This window comes from Paenibacillus sp. UNC451MF (assembly GCF_000686845.1).
In the GTDB taxonomy this organism is placed as follows: domain Bacteria; phylum Bacillota; class Bacilli; order Paenibacillales; family NBRC-103111; genus Paenibacillus_S.
This window is the reverse complement of the sequence record NZ_JMLS01000004.1, coordinates 37,005-57,156: the sequence shown is the minus strand read 5'-3', so window position 1 is coordinate 57,156 and position 20,152 is coordinate 37,005. Positions and strand designations below refer to the sequence as shown.

The 20,152-nt window shown below is 44.1% G+C and carries 21 protein-coding genes and 2 riboswitches; of the genes, 16 read left to right on the top strand and 5 right to left on the bottom strand.

Translation table 11 applies throughout. From position 1 onward, the window contains the following. Nucleotides 1-46 precede the first annotated feature (46 nt). The 5 genes from BP97_RS0107595 (at nucleotide 47) to BP97_RS0107575 (ending at nucleotide 4,166) form a co-directional block, all read left to right on the top strand. The gene (locus BP97_RS0107595) at nucleotides 47-694 is read left to right on the top strand and encodes a DUF2306 domain-containing protein (RefSeq protein WP_028548553.1); all 648 of its coding nucleotides are present in this window, start codon (nucleotides 47-49) and stop codon (nucleotides 692-694) included. A gap of 358 nt (nucleotides 695-1,052) precedes the next feature. Further along, on the top strand, nucleotides 1,053-1,532 hold the full coding sequence (locus BP97_RS0107590) for a DUF6530 family protein (RefSeq protein ID WP_028548552.1): 480 nt from the start codon (nucleotides 1,053-1,055) through the stop codon (nucleotides 1,530-1,532). Between the two features lie 27 nt (nucleotides 1,533-1,559). Further along, the gene (locus tag BP97_RS0107585) at nucleotides 1,560-2,675 is read left to right on the top strand and encodes an AAA family ATPase (protein WP_028548551.1); all 1,116 of its coding nucleotides are present in this window, start codon (nucleotides 1,560-1,562) and stop codon (nucleotides 2,673-2,675) included. A 131-nt stretch (nucleotides 2,676-2,806) separates the two neighbouring features. Beyond that, complete coding sequence (locus BP97_RS0107580) at nucleotides 2,807-3,766, top strand: cobaltochelatase CobT-related protein (RefSeq protein WP_051620445.1); 960 nt, start codon at nucleotides 2,807-2,809, stop codon at nucleotides 3,764-3,766. 40 nt (nucleotides 3,767-3,806) lie between these two features. Then, nucleotides 3,807-4,166, top strand: coding sequence for a GIY-YIG nuclease family protein (locus BP97_RS0107575; protein WP_028548549.1), 360 nt, complete (start codon nucleotides 3,807-3,809; stop codon nucleotides 4,164-4,166). A 423-nt stretch (nucleotides 4,167-4,589) separates the two neighbouring features. Here the strand turns inward: BP97_RS0107575 and BP97_RS0107570 are convergent, their stop codons facing one another. Next, a complete protein-coding gene (locus BP97_RS0107570) occupies nucleotides 4,590-5,201 on the bottom strand; it encodes a DJ-1/PfpI family protein (protein WP_028548548.1) in 612 nt (203 codons plus the stop codon). A 48-nt stretch (nucleotides 5,202-5,249) separates the two neighbouring features. Continuing rightward, nucleotides 5,250-5,330, bottom strand: a riboswitch (ZMP/ZTP riboswitch). 181 nt (nucleotides 5,331-5,511) lie between these two features. On the opposite strand from BP97_RS0107570, the gene BP97_RS0107565 reads away from it, so the two are divergent. The 5 genes from BP97_RS0107565 to BP97_RS0107540 all read left to right on the top strand — a co-directional run bounded on the left by BP97_RS0107565 (nucleotide 5,512) and on the right by BP97_RS0107540 (nucleotide 10,720). Next, nucleotides 5,512-7,584: a thioredoxin domain-containing protein gene (locus BP97_RS0107565; protein ID WP_442952356.1), complete on the top strand. Its 2,073-nt coding sequence runs from the start codon at nucleotides 5,512-5,514 to the stop codon at nucleotides 7,582-7,584. Nucleotides 7,585-7,697: 113 nt separating this feature from the next. Continuing rightward, nucleotides 7,698-7,885: riboswitch (cobalamin riboswitch) on the top strand. A 142-nt stretch (nucleotides 7,886-8,027) separates the two neighbouring features. Then, a complete protein-coding gene (locus BP97_RS0107555) occupies nucleotides 8,028-8,795 on the top strand; it encodes an energy-coupling factor ABC transporter permease (RefSeq protein WP_028548546.1) in 768 nt (255 codons plus the stop codon). Beyond that, the gene (locus BP97_RS0107550; protein WP_028548545.1) at nucleotides 8,792-9,076 is read left to right on the top strand and encodes an energy-coupling factor ABC transporter substrate-binding protein; all 285 of its coding nucleotides are present in this window, start codon (nucleotides 8,792-8,794) and stop codon (nucleotides 9,074-9,076) included. Before BP97_RS0107555 ends, BP97_RS0107550 begins: the two co-directional genes overlap by 4 nt. Beyond that, entirely contained in the window at nucleotides 9,069-9,872 is an 804-nt protein-coding gene (cbiQ, locus tag BP97_RS0107545; RefSeq protein ID WP_028548544.1) for a cobalt ECF transporter T component CbiQ, read from the top strand. The genes BP97_RS0107550 and cbiQ overlap by 8 nt, the downstream gene beginning before the upstream one ends. Next, nucleotides 9,869-10,720, top strand: a complete 852-nt coding sequence (locus BP97_RS0107540) for an energy-coupling factor ABC transporter ATP-binding protein (protein ID WP_028548543.1) — start codon at nucleotides 9,869-9,871, stop codon at nucleotides 10,718-10,720. Before cbiQ ends, BP97_RS0107540 begins: the two co-directional genes overlap by 4 nt. 120 nt (nucleotides 10,721-10,840) lie before the next feature. Here BP97_RS0107540 and BP97_RS0107535 read toward each other — a convergent pair whose 3' ends face one another. From BP97_RS0107535 to BP97_RS0107525, 3 genes are all read right to left on the bottom strand, one after another. Continuing rightward, nucleotides 10,841-12,778 (bottom strand): glycosyl hydrolase family 18 protein, encoded by a 1,938-nt coding sequence (locus tag BP97_RS0107535; RefSeq protein ID WP_197035425.1) that lies wholly within the window; start codon nucleotides 12,776-12,778, stop codon nucleotides 10,841-10,843. Nucleotides 12,779-12,952: 174 nt separating this feature from the next. Continuing rightward, nucleotides 12,953-13,228 (bottom strand): YxcD family protein, encoded by a 276-nt coding sequence (locus tag BP97_RS0107530; RefSeq protein ID WP_028548541.1) that lies wholly within the window; start codon nucleotides 13,226-13,228, stop codon nucleotides 12,953-12,955. Between the two features lie 29 nt (nucleotides 13,229-13,257). Further along, entirely contained in the window at nucleotides 13,258-13,698 is a 441-nt protein-coding gene (locus BP97_RS0107525) for a hypothetical protein (protein ID WP_028548540.1), read from the bottom strand. Between the two features lie 153 nt (nucleotides 13,699-13,851). Here BP97_RS0107525 and BP97_RS0107520 point away from each other — a divergent pair, with 153 nt between their 5' ends. From BP97_RS0107520 to BP97_RS0107495, 5 genes are all read left to right on the top strand, one after another. Then, nucleotides 13,852-14,388 carry a DUF309 domain-containing protein gene (locus tag BP97_RS0107520; protein ID WP_028548539.1) on the top strand — a complete coding sequence of 179 codons (537 nt, stop codon included), beginning with the start codon at nucleotides 13,852-13,854 and terminating at the stop codon, nucleotides 14,386-14,388. Beyond that, nucleotides 14,385-15,125 carry a response regulator transcription factor gene (locus BP97_RS0107515; RefSeq protein ID WP_028548538.1) on the top strand — a complete coding sequence of 247 codons (741 nt, stop codon included), beginning with the start codon at nucleotides 14,385-14,387 and terminating at the stop codon, nucleotides 15,123-15,125. The genes BP97_RS0107520 and BP97_RS0107515 overlap by 4 nt, the downstream gene beginning before the upstream one ends. Further along, the gene (locus tag BP97_RS0107510; RefSeq protein WP_028548537.1) at nucleotides 15,118-16,557 is read left to right on the top strand and encodes a sensor histidine kinase; all 1,440 of its coding nucleotides are present in this window, start codon (nucleotides 15,118-15,120) and stop codon (nucleotides 16,555-16,557) included. The genes BP97_RS0107515 and BP97_RS0107510 overlap by 8 nt, the downstream gene beginning before the upstream one ends. 144 nt (nucleotides 16,558-16,701) lie before the next feature. Then, complete coding sequence (locus tag BP97_RS0107505) at nucleotides 16,702-17,307, top strand: hypothetical protein (protein WP_028548536.1); 606 nt, start codon at nucleotides 16,702-16,704, stop codon at nucleotides 17,305-17,307. 132 nt (nucleotides 17,308-17,439) lie between these two features. Then, complete coding sequence (locus BP97_RS0107495) at nucleotides 17,440-17,994, top strand: beta-class carbonic anhydrase (protein ID WP_028548535.1); 555 nt, start codon at nucleotides 17,440-17,442, stop codon at nucleotides 17,992-17,994. A gap of 81 nt (nucleotides 17,995-18,075) precedes the next feature. Here the strand turns inward: BP97_RS0107495 and BP97_RS0107490 are convergent, their stop codons facing one another. Continuing rightward, entirely contained in the window at nucleotides 18,076-18,402 is a 327-nt protein-coding gene (locus tag BP97_RS0107490; protein WP_028548534.1) for an iron-sulfur cluster biosynthesis family protein, read from the bottom strand. A 131-nt stretch (nucleotides 18,403-18,533) separates the two neighbouring features. Here BP97_RS0107490 and BP97_RS0107485 point away from each other — a divergent pair, with 131 nt between their 5' ends. Then, complete coding sequence (locus tag BP97_RS0107485) at nucleotides 18,534-20,054, top strand: carboxypeptidase M32 (RefSeq protein ID WP_028548533.1); 1,521 nt, start codon at nucleotides 18,534-18,536, stop codon at nucleotides 20,052-20,054. Nucleotides 20,055-20,152 lie beyond the last annotated feature (98 nt).

Here is a 20,152-nt window from a genome sequence, read left to right as displayed (position 1 = left end):
ACAGGATCGGATGGGGAATTGCCTCGCAGGTTGAGGGGGAAGAATGATGGACGACCACAAAATCCGGGTCGGGTGGAAAATGATTGTCGTACTTACGTTAGGCGCCGCCGGCTTTGCGATAGCCCCATATGTCTTATTGGATTCCGGGCAAAGTCGAGTATCGCTTAGCGCTTCGTTTAGTCTTCATTACCCGCTGCTGCTCGTCCATATTTTTGCATCATTTATAGCTCTAATTATAGGGTGGTTGCAATTTCTTCCTGGTCTGCGGACCAAAAGACCGCATGTCCACCGTAGGGTCGGTCGATTCTATCTGGGATTCGTAGCCATCGGCAGTATAACAGGATTGGTTGTGGGGATGTATACGTCAAGCTATATCCGGCAAATGGCCTTTTTGACCTTGGTGGCGTTTTGGCTATTTACCGGATGGAAGGGATATCGGACAGCCAGGAAAAAAAGATTTGAGGCTCACGGCGTGTGGATGATCCGCAACTATGCTGTTACCCTTGTCGCCGCAAGTGCGCGGCTTGTGACTCCGTTATGCATACTGATCTATCTCACATTACACAGGGGCATGTCGTTCCAAGGTTTCGAGCCTATTCTAAACCAGGTACTAGAAGTCAATATATGGGTTGGTCTGGTCGTCAATGTTATCATTGCCGAATGGATGATAGTAAATCGTTTCAAAAAAAGGTAGAAAATTAGATAATTGTAAGAACTGTGACCCGAATGGACACTTAATAAAAGTGATCATATTACGGGTCATTTGTGTTTGATCATAGAAAAAATAAAGGGAGGGTTAGCGCATACATAAGATATATATTGTTCAAAGAAGAATATTAACCTTCTCTAAGTAAACCCTAATGATGGATAAACCGTGCTTGGTCCACTATTTTTCCATTTCCTAATCTAAATAGAAAATTTTGTTCAAATAACCGGATTGACAGCTGAAGAAATGATGAGTATGATAATTTTATATTTAGTAAATTAGTAATTTAGTAAATCAGTAAATTAGTGAACCATAATATTAAATATCAAATGGAGAGTGTGGAAAAATGAAAATACCAACAACATTAAAACATAAACCTGTTGTCGTATCTGAAAATTATGAGCAGGTTGACGGCCGATACACAGGGAACTCAGATGCAAAAGGTTTATCCCTGGGGCTGGCACAGTGGAATGATAGAGGGAAAGTAGATATCTCGGCCAAAGTCTGGAGATACACAGGGGAGAAATGGTCAAGGCAGTCCGAAGAATTGCCAATGCATCGTGTTCTGGACCTGGCCATTTTGATTTGCAGAAGCAACTTATATTTTCAGGATGCGTATCGCTTCCCGAAAATGTATGACCCTGATAACACGATGATTGACCGTATTGGGCTGCAAGGGGATGCTATGAGTGTATCCGTATGTGCAGAAAATCCCATGATTGATAACGATATTAAGCTGTTCGCTCAGGCTCTTAATGATGATGGTGAAATGATTGGAGAACGACTGCGTGTATTATCCCGGCTATTAAAAGAAATGGGGTATTAAGAGTGTTCGTTGGAAAGGAGAAATAGGATGAACGACCAAGAAAAATTTGTTTTGTCACCTACAAGACAATTGACAGATATAGAAAAAGAACTTATTTGGAAAAAGCCGCTATCTCATAAGATCAGTGAAGAAGAAATGCGTATTTGCAAAGAAATAAAGCGCAACTGGAATCGCGGGGAAATGAAAATCGCCAATATTCTATTAGAGGGTGACGCAGGTTCTGGTAAAACGCAGCTTGCCAAAGCATTGTCATCTGATTTAGGGCTGCCCTATACGAAAGTGACCTGTTTTGCCGATATGGATAAATCAGATATTATTGGGGCTATTTTGCCGGTTATTTCATCTGAACGATTAGAGAAGATGGATCAGTCGGATCAAGTCGTTTTAAAGGCATTATATGAAAGCGATGGTTTTCAAAGCGCAGCTGAAGTATTAATGAACGTGCTCGGAGTTACACAGGAACAGGCTGCCTTAAAGATGAAACAATTACTGAAAAGGATTGAACAGAACACCGAGGAAGAAGTGGTTGAGTATCGATTCTACCCTTCTGAAATCGTCAGAGCCTATCAAAAAGGCTATCTTCTTGAAATTCAAGAACCAACCGTGATTCGGGATGCCGCGGTGCTAATGGCACTTAACTCTGCTTTAGAGCTGGATGGCAGCATTAACCTGCCTACAGAAATCATACGCAGACACCCAGACTTCATAGCTGTAATCACAACGAACCGCAGTTATGCAGGAACCAGACCATTAAACGAAGCACTGCGTGACAGAGTTCAGCATACGGAAAAGATGGACCTGCCAACCAAAGAAATCATGATTGAACGGGCAATGTCCAAAACCGGTTATAGGGATGAAGCGGTTTTGGATGTTTTAGCAGATATCATTATTATTCTAGACAAGACGGCCCGGGTCAATGCGATAAAAGGCGTGGCGGGTATGCGTTCATTTTTCTATTGGGCGGATGCGGTTGCTGCAGGTGCTTCAGCGAAAGAATCTCTTTATCATAAAGTCATCTACAAGATAACAACCGATTCCGAAGAAATCAAACTCTTGGAAGAAGCACTGAAAAGCCATGGTTTGTTAGCAGGTCTAGAAAAAGTTGATATTGAATGTAAAAAAAAAGAATTTTTGACGAGATAGAGATAAGAACATGGGGAAATATTGATGATTCTGATTTTGAGCAAGGCAAGGAAGAGGAACAAGGCATCGCTTTAAGAAAATCTGCGGAAAGTGACGAAAGTACATCCGATGCTTCTGAAGATTCTACGGATATGGAAAGCTCAGATAGGGGGGAGAATGGTACTCCCAAATATCATCAGGCCAATCCTGAAACCATGTCAGAAGAAGGGCAACAAAAAGAGCGGGATTACCGTAAAAAGCTGAATCGCGACGCAAGGGAGGTTGTGTCGGATTCCATTCATAAAGGGGTTAAGCTCATTGTTCACCGTCCCGATTACGATAGGGAAGCCCAGGAGGAATATGACAGTCTAAGTAAGGAGCTAGTGCCTGTCGTACGGGAGATTGCCAGGAAGACACTTCCGTTATTGGAGCATGAAACATCAGCCGAATTTGCGAGAAATCAATACTATGGCAGCAAATTTCAAGCGGATAGTGTGGCATATAAGGATTTTAGGTATTTCGCCAAAAAACTACCTCCAACAGAATCTCCTTCTCTTGTGGTCGGTCTTAGGGTAGATGAGTCAGCTTCCATGGCGGCTTTTGGAAGATTGGAAGCCGCCAAACGTGCGGTGATAGCCGTATATGAGTTTTGTCAGCTTTGTCATATTCCTATAATGATTTACGGGGATACAGCGGATGCTTCCAAGCTGGAGCAGATGTCGATTTATGCCTATACTGATTGGGATAAAACCGATTCCAATGATCGATTCAGACTTATGGGGATTCGAGCCAGAAGTAATAACCGTGATGGGATGGCTCTTAGAATTATGGCAGACCGTTTGGCGGGTTCAGCCCAACTGACCAAATTATTGATCAGCATAAGTGATGGGCAGCCCAAAGCCATGGATGACTATACTGGAAATTATGCAATTAAAGACATGCAGCAGACCATAGCCGAGTATGAACGGAAAGGAATTACATTTCTTGCAGCCGCAATTGGCCAGGACAAGGATGTAATTAATCAAATCTATGGGAATGAGAGATTTTTGGATATTACCAATCTAACAGAGCTGCCTGCAAAGCTAGTTCGGATCATCTCACGGTATTTATGAGTTTTGTAGTCATTTAATAGACGCGAAAGGAGAGGAAACCATGGACAAAAACAAGCGTAAGGAGCTTCAAGAGGAATACAAGCAGATTAAGACCTACATGGGTGCAATACAAATAGTGAACAAGGCTAACGGTAAAATTTACGTAGATAGTTATCCCAATCTTAAAAACAAATGGTTGACCCTACAGGCCCAACTGGATATGGGCAGGTTTGTAAATTCTCAGCTTCAAAAGGACTGGAAGGAATTTGGAGCTGAGAATTTCACCTATGAGGTTCTAGAGGAGAAGGAAACTGACGGAGTTGCCGACGTTCGCTGGGAGGTTAAGCAATTGGAAAAGCGGTGGCTGGAGAAATTGCAGCCTTATGGAGATAAGGGATATAATAAGCCGACAATGAGATAATTGTTAGACCGGGGCTGTAAAGCCAGGAATTGATACAATTGTTTACATCTTGTCGATTTTTTCGGAGTATAAGCACTCATTGGATTAGAATAAACCTGTTGCTTTCATAGCAATAGGTTTATTCTTTTTATCGGGGTATGCAAAACAAGAAATATCGATCAGAAAAAGATTCCAAAAACCAAAGAGGTGATACCCTTCAGGCAATAAGAAGGCATCAAGTTAAATCCTTAATAAATGTAACTCTATGGTAGTCGGATCTGAAGAAATCTTTTTCGTAATTCACTTCATTAAATCCAATATTACTGTAAAACCGCAAAGTATCATCATTTCCCGTATGTCCCAATGTGTATAGAATAGTTTTGCTTCCTCCAAGTGATTGTATCTTATTACAAATGGTATTGATTAGTTTAATACCCCAATTTATTATTCCGATTGTAATTTAATGTTGAAATCATATTCCATCAACGTTGCTGTTTCTGAAGCTCTTTCTGCTCCAAACAGCTTACCAAGAACGTACAGAGACATATCAATTCCTGCGGAAACACCAGCGGAGAAAATGAATTTTCCGTTATCAACATATCGAATATCTTCCAGTATAGTAGATGATTGCGGCGTTATTTCCCTCAACTCATTAATAGCTAATCGATTTGTTGTAAGTTTCAGACCCTCTATAAGGTTTGATTTCGCTAATATTAGTGCTCCGGTACAAACAGATAAGACAAGTTCCACATCTTTTGAAATTTTACTGATCCAGTTTGTTAGTGTCTCATTATTCATTTCTTTTCTCGAACCCCAACCACCAGGTATGATCAAAATATCAGGCGGAGGGCAGTTATGAATTGTATACCTTGGGTTTATACTCAAGTTCCCCAATGCGATAACGGGATACTCTTGCTCAGCCACAGTATAAACTTTGAAGTCCTTCCCTCTGTTACTCCCTACAGTGAAGACTTCAAATGGACCAGTAAAATCCAATACTTCAACATTTTCATATATCAGTATCGCTACATTTCTTGCCTGCCGTGCCTGTTCCATAGGTTCATCTCCTTTGAATAATAAAAAAAGTATTCGGTCTTTGACCAAATACTTTGCCCAGGCGTACGGCTTTATGAAATATGTGCTCCCTCGTGGTACTCCACGTTTACGCCAGTAACACATACTAAAAAATTCCAATTCCTAAAATTAATTTATCAGAAAAATAGTACATTAGCAATTAAGCAATAAAGAAACGAAGAATCGAATAACGATAAGCGACGCTAACATTTTGTTTAGTGTCTTTTTTCTGTCAAAATGCGTAATATTAACATAAACCAATTGATTATAGGAGAGGTAAATAAATATGGAGATAAAAGAGGGGCAAAAGCCTAACCGTTTGATAAATGAAAAATCGCCATACTTACTACAACATGCGTATAACCCGATAGATTGGTTTTCGTGGGGTGAAGAAGCATTTGAGAAAGCTAAACGTGAAGACAAGCCCATCTTCCTATCTATTGGCTATAGCACTTGCCATTGGTGCCACGTCATGGCACACGAATCGTTCGAGGACGAGGAAGTCGCCGCTATATTAAATGAACATTACATATCGATTAAAGTAGATCGTGAAGAAAGGCCCGATGTGGATCATCTGTACATGACCGTCTGTCAAGCAATGACAGGGCAAGGCGGGTGGCCGCTTACGATCATTATGACTCCGGATAAGAAGCCGTTTTTCGCAGGGACCTATTATCCGAAAAACCGTCGTTACGGACGTCACGGGCTGATGAACATTTTGCCGCAGCTGGCGGGCAAGTGGAAGGAAGATCGGGAGCGGGTGGTTGAGACCAGCGATCAAATCGTGTCGGATGTGGAACAGCGAATGCTCTCGAACTTGAAGGGTGAGGTTTCGGAGCAGACACTCAACCAAGCTTGTGCTCAGTTTGAGGAAGTCTTTGACCCGTCGTTCGGCGGATTTGGTGATGCTCCTAAGTTTCCAACCTCACATAACCTCTCGTTTTTAATGCGATATTACCATCGAACCGGCAAGGAGTCTGCCCTGCAAATGGTAGTGAAAACGCTTGACGCAATGCAGCAAGGTGGGGTGTACGATCACATAGGCTTCGGGTTTGCCAGATATTCTGTTGATGAGAAGTGGTTGGTACCGCATTTTGAGAAAATGCTATATGATAATGCGCTTCTCGCATGGACTTATTTGGAAGCATTCCAGTTAACTGGGAAAACGAAGTATTCCCGCACTGCGGAGGAGATCTTCACTTATGTGCTTCGCGATATGACAGACCCTGAAGGGGGCTTCTATTCAGCTGAGGATGCGGATTCGGAAGGACAAGAAGGGAAGTTTTACGTCTGGAAGCCGGAAGAAATATTGAAAGTGTTAGGTGATGAGGAAGGTGAGCTTTATTGCGATCTGTACGATATTACAGAGGAAGGAAATTTTGAAGCTCACAGCATCCCAAACTTAATCCTGCATGATATGGAGAAGTACGCGCGACTCAAGGGGCTGAGCCTTGATGAATTGACTCAAACCATCGAAAGATGCCGCCAAACGTTGTTTACCTATCGCGAACAGCGTGTCCATCCGGGTAAGGATGACAAAGTGTTAACCTCCTGGAACGGACTTATGATCATGGCTATGGCTAAAGGCTATAAGGTACTGGAACGTCCACAATATTTGGAGGCGGCGGCTCGAGCGGCACGGTTTATCATCTCCAAGCTACGCCGACGGGATGGAAGGCTGCTTGCAAGGTATCGGGATGGTGAGTCTGCGTTCGCTGCTTATTTGGATGACTATGCTTTCATGGTATGGGGACTTATCGAGCTGTATGAGGCATCCTTTGAACTGGAGTTTTTGAAGCTGGCTGTTGAACTGAACGAACAAATGATTGAATTGTTCTGGGATGAGGAGCATGGAGGATTATTCTTTTATGGCAGCGACAGCGAGCAGTTGTTCTCGCGGAACAAAGAGATTTATGACGGAGCACTTCCTTCCGGGAACGCCGTAGCGGCGATGAACTTCCTGAAGCTATCCAAGCTGACCTATAATGCGAGGTTATCGCAGATTGCCGAGAGGCAATTACAAGTCTTTGCAGGCTCTATTGAGCGCTATCCGACAGGTCATTCGATGTTCCTGATTGCTTTGGATTATGCTTACAGCCCTTCAAGCGAGATCGTCATTGCTGGTGATCCGCAATCCAATACAACAGCAGAGATGATTGCCGCGGCACGTGAAGGCTTCAGACCGCATACCTTAGTATTCCTGGTTCCATCAGGGGAAGAGGGAGAGAAGATTCGTGAATTCCTGCCTTTAGTTCAGGACAAGCAGGCCATAGGCGGAAGGCCGACAGCGTATGTTTGTGAGAACTTTGCTTGTTATTCACCGACAACGGATTTGGATGAATTCAAGGAAGCGCTGCTTCCTTAATAAGAATAGCCTTCTTGATGGAGAGTCATTTTCGATCAAGGAGGTTTTTTTGCAGTTCAAGAAGGAGATTTGATTTCTTTAACGAATGATTAATAGTTGTACTAATATAATTGGATCATGAATATCAATTAGGTGCCTTTGTGAAGACAAAGGGTAACAGGGAATCGGGTGCAAATCCCGAGCGGTCCCGCCACTGTATACGGGGAGTTTCTTTCAAAATGCCACTCGGTTTAACGACCGGGGAAGGCGAAAGACGCGTCGATCCGTGAGCCAGGAGACCTACCTAATTTGTATGCACCCAAATCCCTTCGCGGAAAGGAGAGGTGTACGAAGAATGAATCGACAATTATTTGAGTTGTTGTCGTTTTTAACTGCGTACCCGAGACCTATCCAGCAGGATAGGTTTTTTTGTTTCAAAAAAATGATATTGGAGGATGTATCGGATGAGTAAGAGAAAATGGGGCAGTACGTTGCTTCTAGTCTTAGGATTTACACTGTATTTACTAGTTAATGATCCACAATCGGCGTATGCCATGCATATTATGGAGGGCTTCCTGCCACTAGGCTGGGCTGTCTTCTGGTGGGTATTGTTTGTTCCTTTTTTTATTCTCGGTCTGCGGGCTTTAATCAAAATTACAAAGGAAACACCCGAACTTAAAATTATGTTGGGCTTGGCAGGAGCCTTTACATTTGTATTATCCGCACTTAAAATTCCTTCGGTAACAGGCAGCAGCTCTCATCCGACAGGAACAGGGTTAGGGGCGGTTATGTTCGGCCCACTGCCCATGAGTGTGTTAGGTTCTATTGTATTGTTGTTTCAAGCATTGCTGCTCGCTCACGGCGGGCTTACTACATTGGGAGCTAACGCATTCTCCATGGCAGTAGCTGGACCTATCGTAGGTTATTTTGTTTATAGATGGATGATGCAAGCAACAGGTAAGCAAAAGTGGGCTATCTTCACGGCAGCAGCAATGGCGGATTTATCTACCTATGTCGTCACTTCGATACAATTAGCACTGGCTTTTCCAGCTGAACAGGGCGGTATTGCGGCATCCTTCCTCAAATTTGGCGGCATTTTCGCTATCACGCAAATCCCGTTAGCCATCAGTGAAGGTCTTCTCACCGTATTGATCTGGAACTGGCTGCAAGCTTATAGCTCTAATGAATTGTCCCTTCTTCAACGTAAAATGAAAGGAGCACGCGAATCATGAAAACCAACTCGAAAAATATGCTAATTCTAGCTGCCGTAGTCTTAATGGCTGCGCTGCCTCTTTTATTTGTAAAAGGTGATTTCGGCGGGGCGGACGATGCGGCAGAGGAAATGATCAAAACGCTTCATCCATCCTATGAACCGTGGTTCTCCTCATTGATCGAGCCACCGCCTGAAACGGAGAGTATGCTATTTGCTCTACAGGCCGCCTTGGGAGCCGGGTTTATCGGATATACGATCGGCTTATTTAAAGGAAGAGCAACCAAACGTTCCAATGATTAGACAGATCGACGTTATTTCTTATAGCAATGAGCTGCGGGCCGTTTCTCCCATGTGGAAGAGCGGTTTCGCTGCTCTATTGATCCTATTATCCTATATGTCACACCCGATCGTTCAGCTTCTCTTATTTGTTTGGATATCTATCTGGATCGCTGCTTATGCGAAGGTTCCTCTTACTTTGTATTTCTTACTTCTTTGCAGCTCATTGTTATTATTTGTGACAAGCTTACCGGCCATTTTGTTAGAGATTCATTCGTTGGAGTCGGAGCAGAACATCGGTCACGGGTTAGTTCTGATCTCCTATTCTCATTGGACGTTATATTTGAATCCAACGGGATTGCAGTTGGCGGTCAAGTTGTTCTGCAGAATCATCGCATGCCTGTCTGCATCGTTATTACTAATTCTCACGACCCCCATGTCGGAACTGTTCCAAGTTATGAAGAAACTGCGCATGCCCTCATTGGTATTGGAAATCATGCTGATTACATACCGTTTCTTGTTCCTTCTCTTGGATACGGCACATGACATGTATATGTCCCAGCGGGCTAGAGGAGGACAGCAAGGATTCAAAGGCAGGCTGAAGGATACGGCCATACTCATTGTTCGGATGTTTGCCAAAACCATGCAGAGATATCAAGGCTTGGCGAATGGAATGGTATCGAGAGGCTTTACTGAAGATATTCAAATGGCCCCATACCAAAGTAAGCATGTACCAAGACGTTATATATGGGAGAGCTGTATTGGGGTTGTTATGTTAATAGCACTGGAATGCTGGTTGAGATGGAGGGATATGGGATGAACCCAATTATGGAAGCGCGAGAGCTAAGCTACAGCTACCCTGGGACGAAAGTACAAGCGCTTCATGACCTGAATTTGAAAATACCTGAAGGCACCAAGACGGCAATTTGCGGTCATAACGGCTCAGGGAAATCGACCTTTTTTTTGCAAGCGATCGGCATTCATCGTCCGACGAAAGGTCATCTTGCTTGGAAGGGCTCACCGCTCCAATATGACCGTAACGCCTTGAAGCAGCTTAGGCAGCAAGTAGGGCTTGTTTTCCAGGACCCTGAACAGCAGATTATTTTAAACACTCCTTTAGAAGACATTTCTTACGGGCTGCGTAATGCCGGCGTCTCTGAGCAGGAAATTAACAAGCGGGCGGAGCATGTGCTAACTTCAATGGGTATTCAGCATTTGGCAGAAACGCCAATCCACCACCTTAGTCTGGGGCAAAAGAAACGGGTTGCTCTAGCGGGGGTGTTAGTGCTGGAGCCGAAGCTGCTGCTTCTGGACGAGCCAACAGCTTATTTGGACAGACAATCGGAGCAACAGCTGATCGAGGAGCTAGATCGCATCCACCAACAAGGCATCACGGTTGTTATGGCCACACACGATATGAATTTGGCTTACGCATGGGCCGATTGGATTCTCGTTATGGATAAGGGACGATGTGTAAGGGAAGGCACCCCTTATGAAGTATTTAGTCGAGAAGAGGAACTGAAATCGCTAGGCCTGGAGCAGCCAATGCTGCTTGAATTATGGAACGCAATACCTGAGTTCGTACGGCAGGGGAAGGATGCTCCTCGCGATGTGACAGGCTTTAAACGATTTTTGGAAACAAACCGTTCACTATTGTTCACTAATTAATTTATAATTCCAAGAAAAGGTTTCGTGCTAACTAACCTAGTCAGCACAGATAGAAAAAGCCCCAAACGAAGAGCGAAGAAAGGTCGTCGCATCGTTTGGAGCTTTTTTTTGTATATACAATTATTTTTCTTGAATCATCGTCTTCCACAGATCCGAGGTATCATAGCCCAACCGCCAAGCGGCAACGCCGGCAAGGTTGTATTTCTTGGCCAATTCGAGACGAGCTTTGACGGTATCTTCATTTTCCAACCAGAACACGTAAGTATCTCCGTCTTGAGTATACTCTACACGATATTGTTTGAACTTGTCATCCCATGTTTTAGTCACATTTTTACTTGCCATTAACGCAGGCAAATCCTTCATTAACAGCGCCCGATTGTTCACGAGATTGCCTGAGCTGTCGATTTGCCATTCACGAACATAGAAAGGAATGCCGATGATGAGCTTATCACGAGAGATGCCATAGGAGAGAAATTCTTGTATGCCTTCTTCAACCCATTGCAGTCCGGCAACAGAACCGGCTTCCGTGCTTCCTTTCCAATGCTGGTCATAAGTCATCGTAATGATATAGTCGACAATATTTCCGAGCTTCTCATGGTCAAAAGCAGTCTGAGCATTCCACTTCACACTGCCGCGCGGCAGGTCGATGGAGATTAGCAGTCCCTTTTGGTGAGCGGTATCTGTTAATTTTTGAATAAATGCAGTGTATGCAGCCCGGTCTTTGCCTGCCAAGCTCTCAAAATCGATGTTAAGGCCGTTTACGCCAAGAGCAGCAGCTTTAGTTACGAGTGCATTAATGAATTTGGTCTGAGCGTCCGCACTGGATAAAAATTGGGTTGTAAGTGTCGGATCAAACTGGTTGCTTACAAGCGGTTGTACAGAGTACCCCTGACTTTTTAGCCAAGTGACCGTATCTTTATTGGAAGTGTCTGTTAAACCGCCGGAGGCATCCGCCAGCGTGAAGTAAGTTGGTGAGACAACATCCAATCCGGATGTAGTATTGACTTGACTTCGTATCGTATCGTTGCTGGAGCTGCCGTTCCAACCCCAGAATTGCAGTTTATTAAAATTGCTCCAAATGGTAGTACCGCCATCCAACAAACGGATGGAAGCATTGCTATAACCCATCGCGTAGCTGAGCGCATTTGTAATACTTGAAGAATCAGAAATCCAGCTGTCGCTTTGATAAACCTGATAGTAAGGATAATTAGACCAAATGACAGGTTTAGAGCCGGAGTTGGATGGATCGTCGTTTACGATATTCGTATGGGAGAACTGTTGAGCGTAACGGATCGCGTCTTCTACATTCAGAAACGCGTCCAAATACTGGCTGTATTGATATACCTTATACGGCTTCACATTGGAAAATACGATTTGATTACCCTTCGAACTGTTTACTACAGTCGAGTTGGACCATTTGAGAGATTCATTAATGGCATCCTCCAAATAAGCAAACGACCAATCGTCACTCGTATTTGTTCCTTGATAGACATGATAGATTCGGTCGCCAGAAGCACGCAGCTCAGCCTTAGAAGCAGCAGAAAGGTTATCCCAAACCCACTGATGGGTGGTCAGATCAATAATATGTGAATTTCCCCACTTGCTAGCTTCAGCCTTAGCTTCGTTCAACGTTGCAAATTCCCACGAAGACATGGTTGCATCGCTCTGATAAACGCGGTATTTGGGATAATTATTCCATACCCAGCCATCGGATTGAAGATCCCGAATACTCGCATGAGTCCAGTTCGCAGCTTCGCGTTTGGCCTGATCTAACGTAGCAAACTCCCAGGAGGAGCTGCTGTAGCCATTTTGATATACTTTATAGCGCGGATAGTTGTTCCACAACCATTTGCGTGTAGAAATATCTTCTACGTGGCTGCTGGAAAATTGTTTAGCATAGCTCTCCGCAGACTTATAGTCTGATGTTTCCAGAATAATACGGTCATCCTGATAGACACGGTACTTGGACGTTTTGTCCGCAGCAGCCATAGCCGATCCGGCGGAAGAGAGAAATAATGCCATGACGGATACGATCAGTACGGTCTTGCGATTCAACATGCATCAGCCTCTTTCTACTAAATCTATCCTATTAAACGCATAACGTACCTAAGAAGTTGCGTTGGTAATTAGTAGAAAGATAGATTGGTAGAAGAATAGTGACGTTTTGTTGCAAAATTGACATACAAAAAATCCCCATGTGAACGGTTAAGTACCGTTTGCATGGGGACCTTACTAGTCGATATCCGCAACGATCTCATCTTCCAATTTGAGATGAATTTGATCGCGGAAAACCCGGACGTTCATTTGAGTTAATAAGTATCTTTCGATAGCTTCAAGCATGTTAGCGGCGATAATGATTTGACTTCTGCCTTCAGCGAATACTTCTGCCGAAAAGCCGTAATCATCGTCAAACATTAACTCTACCTCAACCTGGTTAGGCTGGATTTGCTTACGCTCGCTAAAATGAATGCAAATTGCATTGATAATATCCTGTTCCGATAATCTCATTATACTAGGACCTCGACATTTCTTTCAGATTAGTACTGTTTAGGCTGGTTGTTTAAATTTCGCTTATTTCTGAAATATTGAACCAGCTTGACCACAATGGCAATCAACGCAAAGATAGCCATGATGTTAACCAGCAATCCAAGAATATTTCCGAGCATTCCCATGTTACCAAACAATCCGCCAAACAGCATGCCTGCCAATCCACCGATCAGCATACCTTTCATGAAGCCGCCGCCGCTGAAAAATCCTGGTTTCGTAGCGGTTGTTGGGTTGGTTGCTCCATTAGTCGTTTGCTTCGAAGCTGCTGGATCATTCTTGTTCACACCGCTGTTAGGCGTTTGTGTAGAAGAATTGCTCGGGCTGTAGCTTTTCTTTGGGGACTTGTACTTTGCAGCATCCGCCACGCCTACAGCACTGAACGAGAAGGCGACAGCGCAAGCCATCATGATGATCGTTAATCGTTTCCACATAGTCTTGACCCTCCAAGTCATTTTGTAAAAAATAATGTTTCTAAAAGTTACTACGAATAATCTAGACAAAGGTTTCAGTTTTTATCCCTTCTTGGTACAATAGTTCTATAAAAGTAGAAAAATTATTACTCACCCACAAGAGGCGGTTGTTTTATGTCATCATATCCTCAAGCTTATATTGATTATTTAATTTATTTCCATGCAGAACGCGATTATTTTGAATGTCATGAGGTTATGGAAGAATATTGGAAAGAGCACCCGGGAGACCCGCTTGCCAGCTGCTATGTCGGTCTTATTCAAATAGCGGTCGCTCTTTATCATCAACGGAGAAATAATCTGAACGGGGCGCAAAAAATGATGAGTAGCGCTATCACCAATTTAACCGATGGCGGTATGTCAGCGTTAGGCCTAGATCCGGAATTGCTCAAAGCTATGCTGCAGGAGCGCCTCCAACAGTTATTGAATCCGAATAACAAGTATGAGGATTTGAATTTGCCTTTGACGGATGCTCAGCTTGTAGCCGAATGCAGGAAGCGGTGTACGGAGAGCAGCTTGCATTGGCAGTGTCCCAGCGATTTCTCCAATACGTTCGTTATTCATAAGCATAGGCTGCGCGATCGAAGTAACGTTATTGCGGAGCGGGAGCAGAGCCGTATGACCAAAGCGCAGCAGCGAGGTAGAACGTCATGACCAATCTTACGAAGCTCGGCAAAGTGGTCGTAGTAGACGACGAGCCGAATATTGTTGAAGTGATCCGTCTTTATCTGGAGCATGCTGGGTATGAGCCATTTATCGTCTATAGAGGCAATGAAGTGATGCAGATGATCAGGGAGCAAGCTCCGGACATTGTTTTACTTGACGTTATGCTGCCGGATAGATCTGGCTTTGAGCTGTGCGGCGATATTCGTAACGACCCGGGTCCAGTGTCACAGACTCCCATTATTTTTCTAACTGCCAAAGGTGAATCGATTGATAAGCTGAGAGCCTTTAATTTGGGAGTGGACGACTATATTGTGAAACCGTTCGACCCGAATGAGCTCATCGCCCGAATTAAAGCTGTACTAAGGAGAACACAGTCTCAGATTGCATCCAACACGGTCTCTTCTACCAAAAATATTAAAACGATACTGCGAATAGGAACATTAATGGTCGATCCCGAGCAATATAAAGTAACTATTGAAGGAGAACGGGTAGATCTGACTCCTAAAGAAATCGAGCTCCTGCATTTTCTAGCATCGAATCCAGGCAGAGTTTATTCCCGAGAAGATTTGCTCGGCTATGTATGGAACTTTGATTTCAGCGGCGGCACGCGCACGGTAGATGCCCATGTCAAAAATTTGCGCAAAAAGCTGGGCACTAACCCGGAATGGGCCATTCAAACCTTATGGGGAATAGGATACTCCTTTGAGGTATCCCGTCATGTTTAAGCGGTGGTACCGAAGCTTCTATATTAAGATCTTTTTGTCGTTTTTAGCGACATGTATTTTATTTTTTATCGGGTTGGCGCTGTTCTGGAACAGTTATTTTACGGATCTGTTATATAAGGATAAGAAAGATTTGCTTTCCTCCCGAATGAGCGAGGTGACCAAGATGCTGCCTTCCGTTGCGGACGGGACCATCTCGACACGCGAGCTGAGATTCGGGATTAGGATTATCGCGAGAAGCTTTAACGGACAAGTGTGGCTGATTGATTCGAAGGGAAATTTGCTGAATGGCTCTTCAGAGCGGGAAGGTTCTGTCATTCCAAGTGCGATGGACAGCCTGTTTATCGAAGGCTTGAAGGGACAGACCGGGTTTGTTGCTGGTCAATACAAGTTCGAGCATAGGCCGCGTGAAGGGATACTGACCTATTACGCGCCAGCACAGATGAATGGGCAACCCATCGTCGTCTTTCTAAATGTTCCGATCTTGGAAGTTAGTGAAGCATTGGCTGCCGTCCGATGGAATATCATCGTGCCGTTAGTGTTTTCCCTGATTGCCGTTGCGATCATATTGTTCATATTATCCCGTAAGTTAGCCGGACCATTGCAGCAAATGAATCGTGCAGCGCTTGAGGTTGCAGGAGGCGATTTCTCTACTCGGGTACCTGTTACTTCAGGAGATGAAGTCGGTGAGCTTGCCAAAAGCTTTAATTTCATGGTCGATCAGCTGGTTCAGTGGGAGGACGCTCGACAGGACTTTCTGGCTAATGTATCCCATGAGCTTAGATCGCCATTGACGACCTTGCGCGGTTTCATTATTGCGATGAATGATAAGGTCATTCCAGAGGAAAAGTATGATCATTATTTAAAAATATGCGATAACGAGGTACAGCGGCTGCAGAGGCTTGTGAATGATCTGCTGGATTTGGCGCGTATTCAAAATGGGAGCGACGTGTTCCAAACAAGGCCAATATCGCTCAATGAAGTGATCGGACATGTTCTTATGCTGATGAGATCCCCCATTCTGGATAAACAGTTGGTGCTGCAAGAGCTGCTGCCAGACCAGGATGAGCCTGTCATTGTAGAATTGGACACCGATCGGTTTATTCAAATTATGCAAAATTTGATTTATAATGCGATTCAATTTACGCCACCTGGCGGCATCATCATTGTAGAGCTAGTTGAGGAAGACGAGCAGGCCGTCATTTGGGTTAGGGATACTGGGATTGGAATGGATCAAGAGGAGCTGCAGCGTATATGGGATCGTTTCTACAAAGTAGAACATTCGCGAACTTCAGTATCTGGCGGGACAGGGCTCGGTCTTACTATTGTTAAGCATTTAGTCAGCGGGATGAAGGGGACCATCAGTGTGACTAGCAGGTTAGGCGTAGGCACCGATTTTAAGCTGACTTTTCCGTTAATAGAAGAGAAAGGGTGATTTTTACATAATTTTCACAAATCACTCATAATTTCATCAAAGTTAGAAAGTATCCTGTCTCTATAAGAATGAGGCGGGATTTTTTCTTTCACGCGGACCTCGTTCGAGAAGGATGGTACAAGTCCTTGATATGGGGGGTGGCTTATGTTCGCTCGTTGCATTCAGATAGGGGCCTGGATATATATTGCAGCAGCCTTGTTGGCGGGATGTGTGATGAAGGAGCCGGTCAAGCAGACGCAGCAATCAGCCTCTATAACGAAGCAGGAAGAAGTACAAAGTGATATGGAACGGGAAATGGTCATCTTATTTCAGAGTCTGGTCCAGATGGATAAAGAAGATCATCTTTCGATTAATAAAAAGCAAGCCGAAGAGCTGCTCCCTGCAGTGAAACGCAACAGCAGAGAAGGAGAGCTCACCTTGATAGATCAGCAGATCATTGTGAGCGCCCTGACCATAGAACAAAGAAGGTTTGTAATCAATTTTCAGCAAAACGTCCATGAGCATATGCAGGCGACGAAGGAAAAGAAAGACAGGGACAAGCTTGACCGAGAGGAAAGAGAGCGCATGGTTCGCGAGTTTCAGATGCGCCGTCAAGAACACGACCAAGAGAGTAACCAGGAAGATAATCGTATGGAGAAACCCAACTCGGAGTTAACTTCTGATAGCTCGACAAAAAAATCCAATAATGTGGAGCAGCGTTTAATCCTATTATTGGAAAATAGGCTGCAAGAAGAGGAAAAACGGAAATAATGCTTGAACGAAAGAGCTTTCAAGAGTATTTTTTCTTGAAAATACCTATAAAAAGCGATAAAGTATTTCTCACAGGACAATCTAAATAGACCGTTACTGTAATTCGGACAACCAAAGAGGTGTGGAGGTTCTATGAGTAAATTACTTCAGGATATTCTTGCGTATAATCAGGTATTTGTAGAGGAAAAGAAGTACGAGCCTTACTTGACGTCCAAATTTCCGGACAAAAAGTTCGTTATTTTAACTTGTATGGATACCCGGTTAATTGAGCTTCTGCCAGCAAGCATGAATATTAAAAACGGTGATGTCAAGATCATCAAAGCTGCTGGCGGCGTTGTATCAACTCCATTTGGAGGGATTATGCGGAGTTTGATCGTCGCCATTTACGAATTGGGTGCTGACGAAGTGTTTGTTATTGGACATTACGATTGCGGGATGAGCCACTTGAACCCGGAATCCACCAAGCAGAAATTTATAGAACGAGGCATCAAAGAAGACACCATTAAAATTCTTGAGTATTCAGGTCTACATATTGAAAGATGGCTAAGAGGATTTGATGATGTGGCGGAAAGTGTCAAGAACAGTGTGAATGTTATTAAACATCATCCACTTGTGCCTGATATTCCGGTTCACGGCCTGATTATTGATCCGGCAACGGGGAAACTGGACGTCGTATCCGCTGACTGATTGCATGGGAAGAGCACGGCCAGCTTCGATTCAGAAGGTAGTATCGAAGGAGCTGGTCGCGCTGTTCTGTCCTGCAATTGATTATTGAACTCTTTTATCGATCAAACGCATGTTGGCATTATAGATCTGACCGCTGCTTTTAAGGATATATACGCCGTTATCGCGGTAATCCAGACTCATTCGATCTTCGAAGTATACCTCGTGTTTTTTCTCATATAAAACGTCATAGGGGGTACCCTCAGCGTTCAAGTCACGATCCCCCGGTTGATTGACGATCCACAAAGTCGGAACTCCGCTCACAGCGCATCCACAGCCTTCCGAATCATAAACCAGCTTAAGCTTCTCCTGGCCGTCTATATGGTGTTTTTTTATTTGCTCGACGGCTTGCTCCGTAAATGTAATATGCAATGTTTTCCTCTCCTTTTCCGATATCATTAGTTTACCATAGAAGGCACTGAACCTCTAGATCGCGCGCCAGTTGCTTCTCTTTTCCAGACGAAGTATCATTTAGATAATCGCTTTGAAAGGGGTACTGTCCAATGGTCGCACAAGGATTTGAACAGAAGCTGACAGAGTTCAAGGAATATTTGAAAAAAATGAAAAGCTACGAGGAAGCCATCGGTCTCTTGTACTGGGATATGAGGACGGGCGCGCCTAAGAAAGGGATAGGGACACGTTCAGAGGTTGTTGGAATGCTGTCCGGGGAGTATTTCGCATTGTCCGTATCTGAACAAATGGGTGAAATGCTGGAGTATTTCAACGAACCTGATACGTATAGCAAGCTGAATCGCACGGATCGAACCATTGTAAATGAATGCAAGAAAGAATATGACCGAAGCAAAAAAATCCCCCAAAAAATGCATCAGGAATACGTCGTGCTGACTTCACAGGCCGAATCGGTGTGGGAAGAGGCAAAAGAAGCATCCGACTACAAGATGTTTCAACCTTATCTGGAGAAGATTGTGGCGACAAACCTGGAGTTTATCAAGCTGTGGGGCTATGAGGGGCATAAGTACAATACTTTATTAGATATGTATGAACCTGGGATGACCGTAGCTAAGCTGGATGAAGTCTTCGGAGCCCTTCGTGAAAAAGTAGTTCCGCTTCTCGCCGCGATACAGCAGTCCTCGAACAAGCCTGCTACCGGATTTCTTCGACAAATGTTTGAGAAAGAGAAGCAGAAAAAGTTCAGCCTGTTTATTTTGAAGCAAATGGGCTATGACTTCGATGCCGGACGTTTGGATGAAACGGTGCATCCTTTCGCAACAGGTTTGAACCCTGGAGATGTCAGGATCACTACGAGATACTTGCTTGACGATGTGAACAGTGCTCTATTCGGAACGATTCATGAAGGCGGTCACGCTTTGTACGAGCAAAATATTTCCGAGGATCTCATCGGTACGCCTCTGTGTACAGGTACTTCTATGGGGATTCATGAATCGCAATCGCGTTTCTGGGAAAACATGATTGGACGCAGTCGTCCATTCTGGAGACGTTACTACGGAGATTTGCAAAGCAATTATGCAGGGCAATTCGATACCGTATCCGTGGAGGATTTTTACCGGGCAACAAATGAAGTGAAGCCGTCCCTGATTCGCATCGAAGCGGATGAGCTGACTTATAACCTACATATTATGATTCGCTATGAAATTGAGAAGGCATTATTCAGCGAGAGCGTTCGTGTTGCCGATCTGCCGGAGGTATGGAACGAGAAGTACAGAGAATACCTTGGTGTTGCTCCGGCCAACGATGGAGAAGGGGTGCTTCAGGATGTCCATTGGGCAGGAGGTTCCTTCGGGTATTTCCCATCCTATGCGCTTGGTAATATGTATGGCGCTCAAATCATGAGAACACTCCGTAAAGAGCTTCCAGATGTTGACCAGCTCATAGAAAACGGCAAGCTCATCCCAATCAAGGATTGGCTGACGGACAAGATTTATAAATACGGCAAGGAGCTCACACCGAATGAAATCATACTGCAGGTCACAGGTGAAGAGCTAAATCCCGATTATTTGGTGGATTACTTGACTGATAAATACAAGGATATTTACAAGTTGTAATACACCCATATGTAGGGAGTAATTCCAAAATCAAAGAGAAGTCCGGAGAGGCTATGGATCAGTGGTCTCAAATGGGCTTCTTTTTGCATAAATTTGTG